This is a genomic window from Streptomyces sp. NRRL WC-3742 (assembly GCF_000720635.1).
In the GTDB taxonomy this organism is placed as follows: Bacteria; Actinomycetota; Actinomycetes; order Streptomycetales; family Streptomycetaceae; genus Kitasatospora.
The window spans coordinates 1-16034 of sequence record NZ_JOCF01000056.1 but is presented as its reverse complement, the minus strand read 5'-3'; the positions used below and the strand labels follow the sequence as shown (position 1 = coordinate 16034).

Annotated in this window: 12 protein-coding genes; 5 read left to right on the top strand and 7 right to left on the bottom strand. The window is 74.7% G+C overall.

Features of this window, described 5'->3' with window-relative positions; translation table 11 throughout:
• Nucleotides 1–31 precede the first annotated feature (31 nt).
• From IH61_RS0127480 to IH61_RS0127455, 6 genes are all read right to left on the bottom strand, one after another.
• Nucleotides 32–1834: an AMP-binding protein gene (locus IH61_RS0127480; protein ID WP_051838114.1), complete on the bottom strand. Its 1803-nt coding sequence runs from the start codon at nucleotides 1832–1834 to the stop codon at nucleotides 32–34.
• Nucleotides 1835–1885: 51 nt separating this feature from the next.
• A complete protein-coding gene (locus IH61_RS0127475; protein WP_031074554.1) occupies nucleotides 1886–3061 on the bottom strand; it encodes an acyl-CoA dehydrogenase family protein in 1176 nt (391 codons plus the stop codon).
• Nucleotides 3062–3125: 64 nt separating this feature from the next.
• Nucleotides 3126–6257 (bottom strand): non-ribosomal peptide synthetase, encoded by a 3132-nt coding sequence (locus IH61_RS0127470; RefSeq protein ID WP_031074552.1) that lies wholly within the window; start codon nucleotides 6255–6257, stop codon nucleotides 3126–3128.
• Nucleotides 6258–6430: 173 nt separating this feature from the next.
• Nucleotides 6431–7780, bottom strand: a complete 1350-nt coding sequence (locus tag IH61_RS0127465; RefSeq protein ID WP_031074550.1) for a hypothetical protein — start codon at nucleotides 7778–7780, stop codon at nucleotides 6431–6433.
• Between the two features lie 56 nt (nucleotides 7781–7836).
• The gene (locus IH61_RS0127460) at nucleotides 7837–9198 is read right to left on the bottom strand and encodes an MFS transporter (RefSeq protein ID WP_078911431.1); all 1362 of its coding nucleotides are present in this window, start codon (nucleotides 9196–9198) and stop codon (nucleotides 7837–7839) included.
• Between the two features lie 339 nt (nucleotides 9199–9537).
• Nucleotides 9538–10218 carry a TetR family transcriptional regulator gene (locus IH61_RS0127455; protein WP_037973428.1) on the bottom strand — a complete coding sequence of 227 codons (681 nt, stop codon included), beginning with the start codon at nucleotides 10216–10218 and terminating at the stop codon, nucleotides 9538–9540.
• Between the two features lie 134 nt (nucleotides 10219–10352).
• Here IH61_RS0127455 and IH61_RS0127450 point away from each other — a divergent pair, with 134 nt between their 5' ends.
• Nucleotides 10353–11891 carry an MFS transporter gene (locus IH61_RS0127450; RefSeq protein ID WP_037973427.1) on the top strand — a complete coding sequence of 513 codons (1539 nt, stop codon included), beginning with the start codon at nucleotides 10353–10355 and terminating at the stop codon, nucleotides 11889–11891.
• A 43-nt stretch (nucleotides 11892–11934) separates the two neighbouring features.
• Here IH61_RS0127450 and IH61_RS0127445 read toward each other — a convergent pair whose 3' ends face one another.
• Nucleotides 11935–12594, bottom strand: a complete 660-nt coding sequence (locus tag IH61_RS0127445) for a ScbR family autoregulator-binding transcription factor (protein ID WP_234327354.1) — start codon at nucleotides 12592–12594, stop codon at nucleotides 11935–11937.
• Between the two features lie 265 nt (nucleotides 12595–12859).
• Between IH61_RS0127445 and IH61_RS0127440 the strand changes: the two genes are divergently transcribed.
• The 4 genes from IH61_RS0127440 to IH61_RS47205 all read left to right on the top strand — a co-directional run bounded on the left by IH61_RS0127440 (nucleotide 12860) and on the right by IH61_RS47205 (nucleotide 15403).
• Complete coding sequence (locus IH61_RS0127440; protein ID WP_031074542.1) at nucleotides 12860–13459, top strand: hypothetical protein; 600 nt, start codon at nucleotides 12860–12862, stop codon at nucleotides 13457–13459.
• Between the two features lie 132 nt (nucleotides 13460–13591).
• Entirely contained in the window at nucleotides 13592–13987 is a 396-nt protein-coding gene (locus IH61_RS0127435) for a hypothetical protein (protein WP_158845352.1), read from the top strand.
• A gap of 139 nt (nucleotides 13988–14126) precedes the next feature.
• On the top strand, nucleotides 14127–14786 hold the full coding sequence (locus IH61_RS0127430; protein ID WP_234327353.1) for a transcriptional regulator: 660 nt from the start codon (nucleotides 14127–14129) through the stop codon (nucleotides 14784–14786).
• A gap of 299 nt (nucleotides 14787–15085) precedes the next feature.
• Nucleotides 15086–15403: a hypothetical protein gene (locus IH61_RS47205; RefSeq protein WP_158845347.1), complete on the top strand. Its 318-nt coding sequence runs from the start codon at nucleotides 15086–15088 to the stop codon at nucleotides 15401–15403.
• Nucleotides 15404–16034: the final 631 nt, after the last annotated feature.

Here is a 16034-nt window from a genome sequence, read left to right as displayed (position 1 = left end):
CCGCGCGGGCCGGGGCGCCTGCTCGAAGTGGTCAGGCGGTGGCGGCGGGCGCCAGCCGTTCCTCGACCAGTCGCGCGACCGCGCGCAGGTCGGGCTGGCGCAGCAGGAGCGAGGCCCGCAGCCGCAGGCCGTACTCGCTCTCCAGCGCCTCCAGGAGCCGGGCGGCGGCGAGCGAATTGCCGCCCACTGCGAGGAAGTTGTCCTCGGGGCCGAGTTCGGCGCGGCCGATCAGCTCGCGGCAGAGCTTGAGCACGGTCCGTTCGACCGGGGTCTCGCCCTCCACCGGAACGGACTCCGGCGCCACGGACTCGGCCGCCACGGCGGCGAGCAGCGCGGCCCGGTCGACCTTGCCGTTGGCGTCCAGCGGGTACCGCTCGACGAGCCGGACGGCGGAGGGCACCGCCTGCTCGGGCAGCCAGGGCCGTACGGCCTCGACCAGGTCGGCGGGCTCGACACCGGCGGCAGCGGGCTGGACGAAGGCGAGCAGCCGTACGCCCCCGGCGGCGGCCGGTTCGGCGGCGACGACGGCGCGGCGCACCCGGTCGTCGCGCTCGAACGCGGCCTCGACCTCGGCGGGTTCGAGGCGCACGCCGCTGACCTTCACCTGGTCGTCGAGGCGCCCGTGGAACTCGAGGACGCCGTCGGGTCGCATGACCACCCGGTCGCCGCTGCGGTAGACCCGGTCGGTGCCCAGGACGCCTTCGGGCACGCCGACGAAGCGGCGGGCGGTGAGTTCGGGGTCGAGGTACCCGGCGGCCAGGCCGATGCCGCCGATGCGCAGTTCGCCGGCCTCGCCGCGCGGCACGGGCACGCCGTCCTCGTCGGTGACGAGCAGGACGGCGCCGGGGACGGGCAGGCCGATCGGCGGGGCGCCCTCGCCGTGGTCGGCGCCGGGGGCCATGGTGTGCACGGTGGTGGTGACGGTGGCCTCGGCGGGGCCGTAGGCGTTGTGCACGGCGGCGGTGACGTCGGGCCCGGGGGCGCGGCGCAGCCGGTCGCCTCCGATGGTGAGGTGGCGCAGTGCGAGGCCCGGGGGCCAGGGCCGGTCGAGGACGGGTTCGGCGAGCGGGGTGGGCAGGACGGCGACGGTGATCCCGGCGTCCCGCCACCAGTCGGTGAGGGCGCCGGAGTCCCAGCGGACGGCCTCGGGGGCGACGACGAGGGCGGCGCCGGAGGTGAGGCCGGCCCACAGTTCCATGACGTGCGGGTCGAAGGCGACGCCGATCAGCAGGCTGTGCCGCTCGCCGGGGCCGAGTCCGGTCAGTTCCCGGTACCACTGGAGGAGGGCGCCGAGGGCCGGTTCGGTGACCGCGACGGCCTTGGGGGTGCCGGTGGAGCCGGAGGTGAGGACGGCGTAGTGGGTGCCGCGCGGGACGGCGACCTGCCCGCCGGGGGCGAGGGACGCCTCGACGGCGCCGGGCAGGCCCGGCGACAGGCCCAGCGGCAGGCGCTCGCCGCCGTCCGGCAGTACGCCGGGTTCGCCCACGAGGCAGGCGGGACGCAGCTGTTCGGCGACGGCCCGCAGTCTGCGCTCGCCGGGGCGGGGGCCGAGCGGCAGGTGGACGGCGCCGAGCTTGGCGGCGGCGAGGGTGACGGCCACCAGGGCCGCCGAGTGGCCGAGGCAGACGCCGACCAGGTCGCCGGGGCCGACCCTGCCGCGCAGGGCGTCGGCCACGGTGTCGGCGAGGCGGTCGAGTTCGGCGTAGCCGTAGGTGCGCCCGCCGTCGATCAGGGCGGGTGCGTCGGGGGTGCGCTGCACCCAGGTGGCGAAGAGGTCGAGGACCGCGCCGTCCTGGTGCGGACGGCCGTACCCGATGCTGTTCAGGGGTTCCATCGGAGTCTCCAGACAACGTGACGTGACGGACGTGGCAGACATGACGAATCGTCAGTTCAGGCCCATGGAACGGGCGATGATCACCTTCTGGACCTCGGAGGTCCCTTCGATGATCGTGGTCATCCGGACGTAGCGGTACAGGAACTCCAGCGGGTGGCCGCGCACCCAGCCGGTGGCGCCGTGCACCTGGAGCGAGCGGTCCACGGCGCGCACGGCCGTCTCGGAGGCGGTGAGCTTGGCAAGGGCGGCGTTCTCCGGGGACTCGGTGCCCTCGTCGACGAGCCGGGCGCAGGCGAGGGTGAGCAGCTTGGACGCCTCCACCTCGGCACGGGTGGTGACCAGGTGCTCCTGGACGTGCTGGTAGTCGCCGATCACCCGGCCGAAGGCGCGCCGCTCGCGGGCGTACTCGACCCCGAGGCGCAGCGCGTGCTCGGCGATGCCGTTGCACATCGCGGCGACGACGAGGCGTCCGCGCGAGAGGCTGTCGATGGCGAGGGCGGTGGCGGCGCCGACGGCGTCCTCGCCGCCGATGACGGCCTCCGGGCCGAGGCGCACGCCGTCGAGGAGCAGCTCGAACAGCGGCTCGCCGGACATGCCCTCGTAGCGCTGGCCGATGCGCAGGCCGGGCTGGTCCATGGGCATGACGAAGGCGGTGGCCCCGCTGGTGGGGCCGGCGCCGTCGCCGAGGTCGGTGGCGGCGACGACCAGGGCCAGGCCCGCGTGTTCGGCGTTGCTGACGAAGGTCTTGCGCCCGTTGACCACCCACTGGTCGCCGGTGCGCACGGCGGTGGTGGTGAGGTGGAAGGCGTCGGAGCCGGCCTGCGGTTCGGTCAGGGCCAGGCAGCGGGTCTGTTCGCCGCGCACCAGCGGGACGAGGTGGCGCTCGACCTGTTCGGGGGTGCCGTTGCGCAGCAGCGGGCTGGGCCCGTCGGAGCCCGCGAGGGCGTAGGGGGCGAGGACGCAGCCGCTGCGCCCGGCGGCGTGGTGCAGCAGGACGACGGCGGTGAAGGGCATGCCGGAGCCGCCGAGTTCCTCGGGGTAGTCGCCGGCGTAGAAGCCGAGGGCGGCGGAGCGCTTGCGCACGTACGCCCTCAGGTCGTACGGCACCTGGTCCTCGGTCTCGGGCAACTCGGCGGCGAGCGGGGCGAGTTCGCGGCGGACGAAGGTCTCGAACGCCTCGACGATCTCGCGGTGGCCGTCCTCGAGGACGGCGGAGGGGGCGCTCATGCGGCCACCTCGCCGCGCTCGGCAGGGGCGTTCGCCCACACGCGCCTGTCGATGATGCGCTCGCTCATGCGGCACCTCCGGTCAGCGCGCGGGCCTGGTCGGCGAGGACGGCGTGGCGGAAGAGGGTGCGCAGCGGGGGGCGGGTGCCCAGGCGCGGTTCCAGCCAGGCGGCGAGTTGGGCGGCGAGCAGGGAGTGGCCGCCGACCTCGAAGAAGTGGGAGTCGGCGGTGAAGCGGTCGTGGCCGAGGACCTCGCGCCAGGCGTCGGCGATGAGCTGCTCGCCGGGGTCGGTGAAGGCTCCGGGCTCGCTCTGCTCCGTCTCCTGCGGGGCCTCGGCGGCGAGCCGGGCGAGGGCGGCGCGGTCGGGCTTGCCGCCGGGCAGGGTGGGCATGGCGGGCAGGGCCGTCCAGCTCGCGGGGACGAGCCCGCCGGGCAGGCGCCGGCCGAGGGCCTGGTGCAGGGCGGCCTGGTCGGGCTGTTCGGCGCCCTCCAGGAACCCGACGAGGCGGGGGCCGGTCCGGATGTCGCCGTGCGGGTCACCGTGGGGGTCGCTGTGCAGGACCACGGCGCAGGAGCGGCCGCCGAGTTCGGCCGAGGCGGCGGCCTCGATCTCCTCGAGTTCGATGCGGTGGCCGCGCAGCTTGACCTGGTGGTCGGAGCGGCCGAGGAAGCGAAGCCGCCCGTCGAGGCCCCGGTAGGCGCGGTCGCCGGTGCGGTAGACGCGGGCGCCGTCGAGGGCGGGGGCGCAGACGAAGCGGGCGGCGGTCGGCTCGGGCAGGCCCGGGTAGCCGTCGGCCAACAGGCGTCCGCCGATGGCGAGTTCGCCGACGCAGCCGTCGGGCAGCGGGCGCAGGGTGTCGTCCAGGACGTGGACGCGGGCGCCGGGGATCTCGGTGCCGAGGGGGATCTCCGCGCCCTCCGCCAGGTCGTCCTCCCCGACCTGGTGGACGGTGGAGGTGACGGTGGCCTCGGTGACGCCGTAGGCGTTGAGGACGGTGGTGTGCCCGGTGAGCCCGGCCAGGGCCCTGGCGGGGAGGCGTTCGCCGCCGAGGACGAGCAGCCTGGGCTTCCAGCGTCCGTCCTCGAGGGCCTCGCGCAGGTCCTCGCGGACGGCGAGCAGGTAGCTGGTGGGCAGGTTGGCGACGGTGACGGCCCGGGCGGCGAGCACGGCCACCAGCTCGGGCCCGGTGGGCACCTCGCGCTGCGGCAGGACGAGGCCCGCGCCGACGGCGAGCGCAGGCAGCACCTCCTCCAGGGCCACGTCGAAGGAGGGCCGGGCGAAGAGCAGCACCCGGTCCTCGGCGGTGAGTTCGTACCGTCCGGCGATCGCTCCGACGTACCCGGCCAGCGCCGCCCGGGAGACCTGGACGGGCTTGGGCACACCGGTGGAGCCGGAGGTGTGGATCAGGTAGGCGGCGCCGTCCAGGGCGGCGGCCGGCGCGGCCTCGGGGAAGGCGGGCCCGTCGAGCAGGGCGGGCCTGACGCCCTCGGCGGGCAGGGCGAGGGCGCTGGTGCGGGTGGCGAGGACCAGGGCGGGGGCGAGGCGCTCGAGCAGCAGGCCCAGGCGGGCGGCCGGGTCCTCGGTGGACAGCGGCGCGTAGACGGCGCCGAGGCGCAGGCAGGCGAGCAGGGCGACGACGCTGTCCGTGCCGCGCGGCAGCACGGCGGCCACCGGCTGGCCGGGGGTGACGCCGGCGGCGGCGAGCCGGGCGGCGAGTTCGCCGACGCGCCGGTCGAGTTCGCCGTAGGTGATCCGCTCGGCGCCGGCGAGCAGGGCGAGGGCGGTCGGGTCGTGGGCGGCGGCCGGGTCGAGCGCGGCCGGCAGGTCGGGGGCGGGCTCGGCCGGCGCGTCGGCGGGCGTCGGGACCACGGCCGTCGGGGCGAGCGCGGCGAGCGGGGCCTCGGGCCGGTCGAGGTGGTCGCGCAGCAGGTCCAGCATCCGGTCGGCGAGGAGCTGGGCCTGCGGCTCGCCGAACAGGTCGGCGTCGTAGTCCCAGACGAGGGTCATGCCGGCGGCGCCGTGCTTCTCGCCGACCACCCGGCGGTCGTCGGGCAGCAGCACCAGGTCCAGGTCGAAGCGGGTGGTGCCGGTGTTGAACCCCTCGTACAGCGAGACCTCGAGGCCCGGGGCCTGGACGTCGGGCAAGGAGGCGTCGTGGGCGCTGAACATGACGTTGAACAGCGGGTTGTCGGCGCCGCTGGTGTGCAGGCCCAGGCGCCGGGTGAGCTCCTGGACGGGCAGGTCCTGGTGCGGCAGGGCGCGCATCAGGACGTCGGTGACCTCGTCCACGGCCTCGGTGCCGGGGGCGTCCGGGTCGAGGCGCAGGCGCAGCGGGACGGTGTTGACGAACATCCCGACGGTGCCCTCGAAGCCCTGCGGGCGGTTGCCGACGGCGGTGCCGACGACGAGCTCGCGGTGGCCGCCGTGGCGGCGCAGCAGTTCGGCGAAGAGGGCGAGCAGGGTGGTGAAGGGGGTGTGGCCGTCGGCCCGGCTGCGGTCGCGCAGCCGCACGGCCAGGTCGGCGCCGATGGACTGGCGCAACTGGCCGCCGTGGTGGCGGCGTTCGGCGCCGGGGCGGGCCAGGCCCGGGAGCGTGATCTCGCGCGGGGCGTCGGCCAACTCCCGCTCCCAGAAGGCGAGTGCGCGCTCGACGGGGGTGTCGGCGGCGGCGCGGGCGTGGTCCTCGTAGGAGGGGGCGGCGGGCAGGCGGTGGCCCTCGCCGAGCACCTGGGCGCGGTAGACGGTGAACAGGTCGCGCAGCAGGATCGCGAAGGAGTGGCCGTCGTGGATCAGGTGGTGCTCGACGTGGATCAGCCGGTGGTGGTCCTCGCCGAGGCGGACGAGGTGGTGGCGCAGCAGCGGGGCGCGGGTGGTGTCCAGCGGCTCCTCGGCCTCGGCGGCGAGCAGGGCACGGAAGGACGCCTCCGGGTCGGCCTCGGTGGTGAAGTCGCTCTCACGCAGGAGGGGTTGGACGTTCTCGGCGACGCGCTGGGCGGGCAGCCCCTCGGCGCGGTGCACCAACTCCAGGCGCAGGCCAGGGTGGTGGCCGAGCAGGGCGCCGAGCGCGGCGTGCAGCGCCTCGCGGTCCAGAGTGCCCCAGAGGTCGAGGACGGCGGTGAAGTTGTAGGCGCGGCTTCCGGGCAGCATCTGTTCGTGGAGCCAGACGATCTGCTGGGACGGGGAGAGATCGAACATGGGCGACTCCCTTGTGTGGTGGGTGTGTTGGCATGTCGGTGGTACGGGTGGCCGGTGCGGGCACGGGTGGGCCCGCACCGGGCCGGTGGGGCCGGGCGGCGTGACGGGGTGGGGGCGCTGCCCGGAGGTTCGTGGGCGGTCGGCTGAGGTGGCCGGTCGGGTGGGGTGGCCGCTCAGGCGAGGTGACCGCTCAGGGTGGCGAGCAGGTGGTCGAAGGCGCCCCGGGCGGCGGCGGCCGGGAAGCGGCCCTCGTCCCAGGCGAACTTGACGAGCAGCTCGGCGCCGTGGGAGGCGGAGACGGCGAGCGGCGCGGCCAGGGGCCGGCCCGCCAGGTGGGTCTCGCGGCCCGCGACGCCGTCGAAGGCGAGCGGCGGGCGGCGGTGGAGGTCCTCGAGGGTGAGCATGGCGTCCAGGGAGCCGGTCCACCCGGCTCCGGCGGCGCGGGCGGCCCGGACCACCTCGTCGAAGGGGGTGCCGGCGTGGTCGAGGTCGTCCCACCAGTGGTCGGCGAGGGCTTCGAGGTCGGCCGTCTCCCGGGTGGCGGGGTGGACCAGGGTGTTGAGGAAGCAGCCGAGCGCGGCGGGCGCCCCGGGCGGACGGCCGCCCCAGGGGTAGCCGAGCGCGAGCGGCCCGTCCGCCCCGACCGCCTCGTCCGTCGTGCCAGCCTCATCCGCCTTGCCCGCCTCGCCCGTCGTGCCCGCCTCGCCCGTCGTGCCCGCCTCGCCCGTCCCGTACAGGCGGTGGGCGGCGCTGCCGACGGCGGCCAGCAGGGCGGGGAAGACGGCGCTGCGGGCCGCGCCCACGGGGGCGGGCAGGCGGGCGCTGAGCATGGCGGTGGCGGTGGCCGCTCCCCCGCCGGCGCCGGTGAGCGCGGCGAGCCTGCGGCCCCAGTGGGCCTGCGCGGCGGGGGTGGCGGCGGCGTCCTCGGCGGCCAGTTGAAGATGGACGGCCTCGCGGTAGGCGTCCAGGGCCTGCGCGTCGGGGCCGCCGGCGGGCCGCTGGTCGGTGGCGTACGCCTCGGTCAGCTCGGCGGTGAGCACGCCGAGGGACTGCTCGTCGCAGGCGGCGTGGTCGAGGGCGAGGGCGAGGAGTTCCTCCTCCTCGTCGGCCCCGGCGGCGAGCAGCAGACGCAGCGCCGGTCCGTCCTCGGGCCAGTCGCGCAGGGCGGCAAGCAGCGCCTGCCGGGCGGTGGTGCCGGGGGCGACGTGCACCCGGGCGGCTTCGGCCGAGGGGCCGCCGACGCGCAGGACGGGCGTGCCTCGGACGGTGGCGAAGGCGCCGCACAGGGCGGGGTGGCGGGCGGCGACGGCGGTGGCGGCGCGGGCGAGGCGCTCGGGGTCGACGGTGCCGCGCGGGTAGGCGAAGAACAGCGGGACGAGGTCGGCGCGGGCGCCCTGCGGGGCGAGGCGTCGGGTGATCAGGAAGCGCCGCTGGGCGCCGGTCAGCGGGAGGAACTCCGTCGGGGAGTCGGCGGCGAGGGCGCAGTACCGGGCGAGGTAGGCGGCGGTGATGCTGGCGGACACGGGGGGCACGGGGCTGGTCTCCGATTTCCGTTCTGGGCGTTCGTCGTATCGTCCGGTCAGGTGGTCGTCGGGCCGGCGGCGCTCGCCTCCCTCTCCTCGACGACGTCCTCGGCGCCTTCCCCTGCGACCTCCTCGGCGACGGTCCCAACAGCGGCCCCGACCCCGGGCCCGGCCTCCGGCAGGTCGCGCATCCCCCGCAGCGGCGAGAGCAGCAGCGGCAGCGGCACCAGCGCGAAGCCCGCCGCACAGAGCCACAGCGCGGCGCGCGGCCCGGCCGCGTCGGCGACCACGCCACCGAGCAGCCCGCCGAGCGGCAGGGTGCCCCAGACCAGGAAGCGCATGGTGGCGTTCATCCGGCCGAGCAGTTCGGGCGGGCAGACGCTCTGGCGGAAGCTCACCTGGGCGACGTTGTAGGCCACCGCGCCGAACAGCACCACCGCCGAGGCGAGGCCGAAGAGCACGACCCCGGCGCCGCGCCCGGCCAGCGGCCACAGCAGCGCGAACGGCGCGGTGACGACGGTGGCGAGCCAGATCAGCCGGGCCTGGCCGAGCCGGCGGGCCAGCCACCCCGCGCAGAGCGCGCCCGCCAGCCCGCCGAGGGCGGAGACGGAGAGCAGCACGCCGATGGCGCCGGGCGCCAGGTCCAGCACCCGTACCCAGAACACCGTCTGCACGGCGGTCAGGACGGCGGCGAACAGGTTGGAGACGGCGGTCGCGGCGGCGATCACCCGCAGCAGCGGATGGCCGAGGACGAAGCGCAGGCCCTCGGCCATCTCGGCGCGCAGCGACCGGCCCGGCCGGGCCTGCGGCACCGTCTCCTCGGCCTTGATGCGGGAGAGCAGAAGGGCGGAGGCGAGGTAGCCGCAGGCGTCGGCGACGATCGCGGCGGCCGCGCCGAGCAGTTGGACGAGCCCGCCGCCGAGGCCGGGCCCGACGATCTGCGCGGAGGAGCGGACGGTCTCGATCGCCCCGTTGCCCGCGACCAGGTGCTCGCGCGGCAGGACGGCGGGCAGGAAGGACTGGTGGGCGACGTCGAAGAAGACCGTCGCCACGCCGGTGACCAGCGCGACCAGGTAGAGCTGCGGCATGCCCAGCACCCCGAGCGCCGCCGCCGGCGGGATGGAGCCCACGGCGAGGCAGCGCACCAGGTCGGCGCGGATCAGGACGGGCAGTTTGCGCATCCGGTCGAGCCAGGCGCCGGCCGGCAGGCCGACCAGCAGGAAGGCGGCGGTCTCGGCGGCGGTCAGCAGGCCGACCTCGAACGCGGAGGCGTCGAGCACCACCACCGCCACCAGCGGCAGGGCGACGAGGGTGACCTGACTGCCCGTCTGGGCCGCCGCGGCTCCGCTCAGCAGGAGCCGGAAGTCGCGGTGACCGAACAGACGGGCCGGGCGAGGGTGAGGCGTCGTCTCGTTCATCGGTGCGACTCTCGGTCACGGATTCGACACGGGCAACCGACGGGCTCCGATTCCGGACGACCCGCGCCTCGGCCGGATCGCGCCACCGGCCCGCCCGTCCTCACGCGCCCCTGACGACCCCGCGCGGCCCCGAAGGCCCCGGCAGAGCTGCCGCCTTCCCCGTCGCCGCAGGCCCGGGGCCGCCTCGGGCCGGTCCACGCGCGTCACGTCCATTTCGACGTCCGCTATCCGGACATCCCTATTCCGGCCACCGGACGGCCGCCGTCAACTTGGCCGGATTCGATGGAGCACTGACAGTGCGTCACCCAACCGTGATACCGGGCCGGCCGAGGCGGCACGTCATGGCCGCACGCAGTAGCCCCCGAGGCCGTGCTCCAACTGGGCGAACGCCCGCTCCGCCGCCGCCACCGCGTCGGCGTGGACGACCTCGGCTTCCTCACCCTCCGCGAGCCGGCGGACGTTCTCCCGCACCAACTCCGTCCGAACGGCGCACAGTTGCGCCGCCGCCGTCCGCGCCGCGAAGCCACCGGCCCCGCCGGACTCCTCCCCGGATTCCTCGCGGGCCTCCTCCCGGGCCTCTTCCGCCAGGACGGCCGCGAGCGCGTCCACGCTGCGCATCGCCTGGTCCAGCACCCGCAGCCGCAGCCCCGGCGCGGCCAGCACCATCCGCTGGAAGGCGAGGACGTGCGGACGCCCGTCGAGCCCGGCGAGGGCGTCGCGCCGCTCCAGCCCGTCCAGGAAGTGCCGCCGCACCGCCGCCACGGCCGATTCCCCGGAGCGGCGACCGCGCACGACCGCCACCAGGTCGTCCACGTGGTCCTCGAACCGGTGGAGGACGAGGTCCTCCTTGGTCGGGAAGTAGTTGAACACCGTGACCGTCGAGACGTCGGCGACCGCCGCGACGTCGGCGACGGAGACCTTGTCGAAGCCGCGCTCCAGGAAGAGGGCGATCGCCGCCTCGGAGATGGCACGCCGCGTCTGCTGCTTCTTCCGCTCCCGCAGGCCGATCCGTTCGCTCATGGGCACACCCTACCCCGCTCGCTTTGGCTGCTACAAACTTTTATTGACACAAGAGTTTTCCTCACTATAGAAATCTGCCCGAGGGGTGCCCACCTGGGCCTCCGGACCTCGACCCACCGAAGGACAGGTTTGTGATGACCGAGACCGGGACCGCCGCACCGGGCGTGCGCTCCGGCGGGGCCGCGCCGCCGATGCCGCGCCGGCACGTGGTGATCGCCGCCACCGGCTGCTTCGCCACGCTGCTGCTGGGGCTGCTCGACCAGAACATCGTCAGCGCGGTGTCGTGGACGATGGTCAGGGACCTCGACCCCGCCCACGGAGTCGCCCGCCTGCCCTGGCTGCTGACGGCCTACACGCTCGCGGACTGCGTCGTGCTCCCGCTGTACGGCAAGCTCGCCGACGTGTACGGCGCCAAGCGCGTCTACCTGGCCGCCCTCGGGATCTTCCTCGCGGGCTCCGCGCTGTGCGGCCTGGCCCGGACGATGCCCGAGCTGATCGCCTTCCGCGCCCTCCAGGGCCTCGGCGGCGGCGGGCTGATGTCGGTGACCATGGTCGTCCTGGGGCTGCTGTTCCGGCCGAGCGGCGACGGCGGCGATGGGGGTGAGAACGGCGATGAGGGCCAGGGCAAGGCCGGGCTCGGCGGCGTCATGGTCGGGATCGGCATCGTCCTCGGCCCGGCCGTGGGCGGCCTGGTGTCCACCCACCTGAACTGGCGGTGGGTCTTCTACCTCAACCTCCCGCTGGGGATCGCCGCGTTCCTCACCTCGCTCGCCCTGGTCCGGCTGCCCGTGACCCCCGTCCGGCGCCGCGTCGACTACCTCGGCGCCGCGCTCGTGGCCGCCGCCGCGAGCGCCCTGCTGATGGTCTCCCAGTGGGGCGGCAAGGAGTACGCCTGGGGATCGCCGACGATCCTCGGCCTGACGCTCGCCGCCACCGTCCTGCTCGCCGCCTTCCTGTGGCGCCAGGCCACCGCCGCCGAACCGGTCTTCACCCTCGCACTGCTGCGCAACCCGACCTTCCGGGTCATGGTGCCGCTCGGCTTCTTCGGCGGCATCGGGCTGGCCGGCTCGGTGGCGTACCTGGTGGGCTACTTCCAGGAGGTCCGCGGGATGAACCCGACGGACGCCGGACTGCTCCTCCTCCCCATGGCCGTCGGCATGACCGCCGTCGGCCTGCTCTCCGGCCGGGCCGCGGCCGCGACGGCGGGCCGCCACCGCTACCAGCTCCTCGCGGGCCACCTGCTGGTCGCCGGGGCGATGCTGATGTTCAGCCGGCTCGGCGTCGACACCCCGCTCTGGTACCTGAGCCTCGGCCTGTTCCTGCTGGGCCTGGGCCTCGGGCTCTGCCTGGGCGTCGGCCTGGCGATCACCCAGAACGCGGTGGGCGCCGGGGACCTGGGCGTCGCCACCACCTCCGTCCGCTTCGTCCAACAGCTCGGCGCCTCGGCCGGACTCGCCCTGTTCGGCACCGTCCTGAACCGCCAACTCGCCGACCGCCTCGGCGAGTCCACGGGCGCGGCGGTGCTCGGATCACCCTCGGCCTCCCCCGCCCACCGGGCCGCGCTGGAGGCCATAGCCTCCTCGACGGACACGGTGTTCGCCATCGCCGCATGCGTCATGGTGGTCCCGGCCCTGCTGTCGCTGCTGCTCAGGGAACGGCCGACGGACCGCTAGGGCGTGTCACCGCCCTCGCGCACAGAACCGCACGTCCCGTTTCCTAGACCGTGTCGTTCGGCTCGCGCCGGACCTGCGCCAGTTCGGCGGCCACGCGTTCGCCCCGGTCCTCGCCGAGGTCGAGGGCGGCCAGGACTCCGGGGACGGCGATGCTCGGCATCAGGTGGCGGTAGAGCCCGGCGACCCGGTGTTCCAGGTCGGAGCGGTCGGCGGTCTTGTGGGACTGGATCTGCACGCCCGTCCAGGCGCCGGTCATCAGCCAGGCCGTCTCGGCCGGCACGACGTGCGGCAGCAGTTCGCCCGCCTCGTCGGCCACCTCGAGCAGCGCCTCGACGCGCTTGATCCACCCGGGGGCCGCGCCGCCCTCGGGCCCGCCGAAGGCGTGGCGGCCGAGGGAGAGCCGCGCGCCCGCGCTCAGCATCGGGTCGCGCGGCATCAGGTGGGCGACGACCATCCCGAGGTCGACGAACTCCTGGAGTCGGCAGTGCCGCCGGGGGACGTCGGTGCGGCCGAACTGCTCCGCCAGCACGCCCCGGGCGAGCTCCCGCTTGGACGTGAAGTGGAAGTACAGCGCCCCGCGCGTCACCCCCGCCCGGGCGACGACCAGGTTGATGGTCGCGCCCTCGTAGCCGTGCTCGTCGAAGACGGAGGCCGCCGCTTCCAGGATCAGCCGCCGCGTCCGGACCGCCCGTTCCTGCCGCACCACCGCAATCGTCCCCCGTCCAGGCGCTCGGCACTGAAAAAAACCAAACACCCCGTATCTTATGGGCCCCCACCTCGGCGCCCCCGGCTCTCCAGCCCGATTGGAGCCGATCTTGAGCGGAGCCCCCAGCCGGGGGTCCGGACGTATGACGGGCACCAACGATACCCCACCATCAGGCATGAACATGGCAAACCTGTCCGAACCCACCCCCTCCGTCGGACGAAAAGGGGCGGACGGGAGCGCCCCGGCCGGGAATCATGGGCCGGTGACCATCGACCTGCTCCCCGGACGCGGCATCCGACCGCCCGCACCGCTGCCCGAACTGGCCTTCGGCCTCGGCAAGGCGGAGCTGATCCGGCTCCTCGCCCCACACGGGGACGCGCTGCCGGACGGGCTGAGCGACACCTTCGTCTGCGGCACGGCCTGGGCCCTGTCCTTCACCCTCCCCGGGCTCACCGTCACCCTCTGCGCCAGGGCCCCCGGCCGCTTCGAGGAACCGGAGGAGGCGGAGGAGCCGGAGGAGGCGTACGGCCTTGAGGTCGTCTTCGTCTCCCGCAACCCTCACGACGACCGCCCGCCCTGCCCGGTCGGCCTGCACCGCGTCGACGTCTTCGGCTGGCCGGCCCACGAGGTGGTCGAAGCCCTGCGCGCCGAGGGGCTGGCCCTGCCCGACCCCGACGGCGGCACCGTCCGACACGGCCCGCTCCACCTCTGCCGCCAGGGCCCGGCCCCGCGCCCACCCGCACCCGCACCCGCACCCGGACGGAAGGCCCGATCGGCCTCGAAGGCGCGCCACGAGCCACCGTTCACCTTCGGCTCAGTCTCTCTGAGCGCCACCGACCACTCGGAACCGGACACCCGCTGAGGCCACATCGCCCCACCGTGACCGGAATCTGACGTCGCGTCAAATAAGGGGAGGCTTCACCGATCATTCACCCGCCCCACAGGAACCGCCTTACCCCGCAAGGGCGTTGGTGACATCGGGAGGGATACAGACATGACAAGGAAGCCTTACCGGTTGGCCGCCGCCGCGCTGGTGCTGCTCGCGGCCGCCCCGTTGTTCACCGCCTGCAAGAACGCCGACGACGCCCTCGACTGCGGGAAGCGGGCCATCAGCCTCACCGGCGACGTCCAGGACCTCATGGACTCGGCCATCAACGTCGGCCAGATCACCGACGCCGACCGCCGTCAGCACACGCTCGCCGCGCTGCGGAAGATCGCCGACGACGTGAAGAAGCTCCACCACGACGGCGACGGGAAGCTCAACTCCGCCACCGACAAGCTGTCCAAGGCGCTCGACTCCGCCGTGAGCAAGGTCTCCAAGGGCGAGACCCCCGACTACGGGGCGATCCGCGACGCCTCCGGAGACGTCACCAAGGCGTGCGCCGGCTGACCCGTACCGACCCGCTCCCGGACGTGCCCGATGCACGGCCGGGAGCCCCGTCCGACGCACGGACGGCCTGTCGCCGCCATCCACCGGCCCGGAGGCGGTAGGAATGGGCTCCGGACCGACCCGCACCCCGGAGGCACCGGTGAACCACCCGATCCTCGACCAGATCCAGGCCCTGCGCGCCGAGTTGGCGCCCGGCGACGCCGAGCCAGCCCTGGTCACCGCATTCGCCGCCGGCCGGGCCCCGAGCTCGGCCCTGGCCGAACTCGCCGCCCAGCAGCACCGGATCATCACCTCGGACCGCCGCAGCCTCCTCTACCTCGCCGCCCGCTGCGCCGACCAACCCCTCGGCTCCTGGTTCGCGACCCTGGCCGACGGCGAGAGCGCCGCCCTGCGCACCCTGCCCGCCCTCGCCGACGCCACGGGCCTCGACCCCGACACCTTCGGCGAGCGCCCGCCGCTGCCCGGCTGCCAGGCGTACCCGGCCCAGCTCGCCTGGCTCGCCCTCAACGGCCGACCCGCCTCGGCCGCCGCCGCGCTCGTCGCCAACTTCGCCGCGTGGGGCGGCTACTGTGCCACCGTCGGCCAGGCCCTGCGCACGCACTACGGCTTCCCGGCCGAAGCCTGCGCCTTCTTCGACTTCTTCGCCCAGCCCGCCACCGAGCTGGAGCAACAGGCTTCCGACGCCCTCGGCCCCGAACCCCTGGACCCGGCCACAGTGGCCACGGCGCGGGAGTACGGACTGCTGCTCCAGGCGTACGAGCACCTGTTCTGGGACACCCTCGAGGCGACGGCCCGCTGACTCTCCCGCCCGGGAAACGGAGCCCGACCCGACCCGCCACGGGTTCGGACCCGACCGCCGTGAGCCGATCGCCGTCTGGGGCACTGGTGAGAGCGACTTCGCCGCCCCATCGCCGTCCTTCCCGCCAGCGCGAACGCCTCCGCCCTCCTGAGTCTTTCCCGCGCCCGCACCCAGCTGTCCGACGCCGCGTGGCGCACGTACACCCACCCCGCCAGTGCCGCCAGCTCGTTGGAGCCAAACACCGAGGGTTGGGGACATGCCCGCAGGTCCTCGCCCCGCACTGGTCCGACGTACACCTCATGGACCGCCAGCTCTACGTCCGCTGGACCCTGACCGCCGTGAACAACGGGAAGATCCACCTCAGCGAGCCCAAAACCGAAGCCAGCCGCGCCTGGATCAGCCTCTCCCCCAGAGTCATGACGGCCCTCCACCGCCAGGCCGCCCTCCAGATGGACGCCCACCCCGACGGCCGACTCGAGGACCTCGTCCTGCGGAGCTGTTTGAGGACCCACTGCGGGCGCAGGGGCTCGCCGTCCGGGACCGCTGGGGTGTGGTTCGGGTCGATGGTGGCCCGCCCGCTGCCCGTCCAGGTGCTCTTGTCGCGCATTGCATGGTGAGTGGTGCGGATCCGGGATCGGTGGATCTTCAACGGGCGGCCGTCCTGCGCGAGTATCTGGTGGCGCACCACCCACCGCTGGATGGCCGCCCGTGCACCGGAGCCCGTGACGACGGTGAACTGCCCCGGGCGGCTGAGAGCCAGCCACAGACGCCGCCGGTCCTCGGGCCCGGCGAAACTCCGCAGCAGAGCCGAGTGCGCCAGCCACTGCTCCAGCAGGCGCACGGCCCGGCGAGGCAGGATCAGGCTCTCCGCCGTCGTGCGGCCCTTGATATAGGAGAGAAGGACTGTCGAGTCCCCCGCCCAGTCGATGTCGTCGGTAACCAGGTCGTCAATGCCGTCGGGGACGATGCCGGAGTAGATGCCGAACAGCAGCCGGCGCTCACGGCCACGCGCTCCTTGGCGACGAGCGGACCGCCCAGCACGCCTTCGACCGTGCACTCGCGATGCTCGCCTCGCCGTCCGAAGCGCCGACGGCACGAGGTCGGTGGCTCGACGCCGCGTACGTGGAGGCCCAGCGGGCGAACGGATTCACGAGGAGGCGTCGCAGGGGAAATCGCAGCGGAAGATCACGCTGGGACTGACCGCTGACGGATGGACGGGCGCACGCGGGGGCCCCGTGCGAGTCAGCA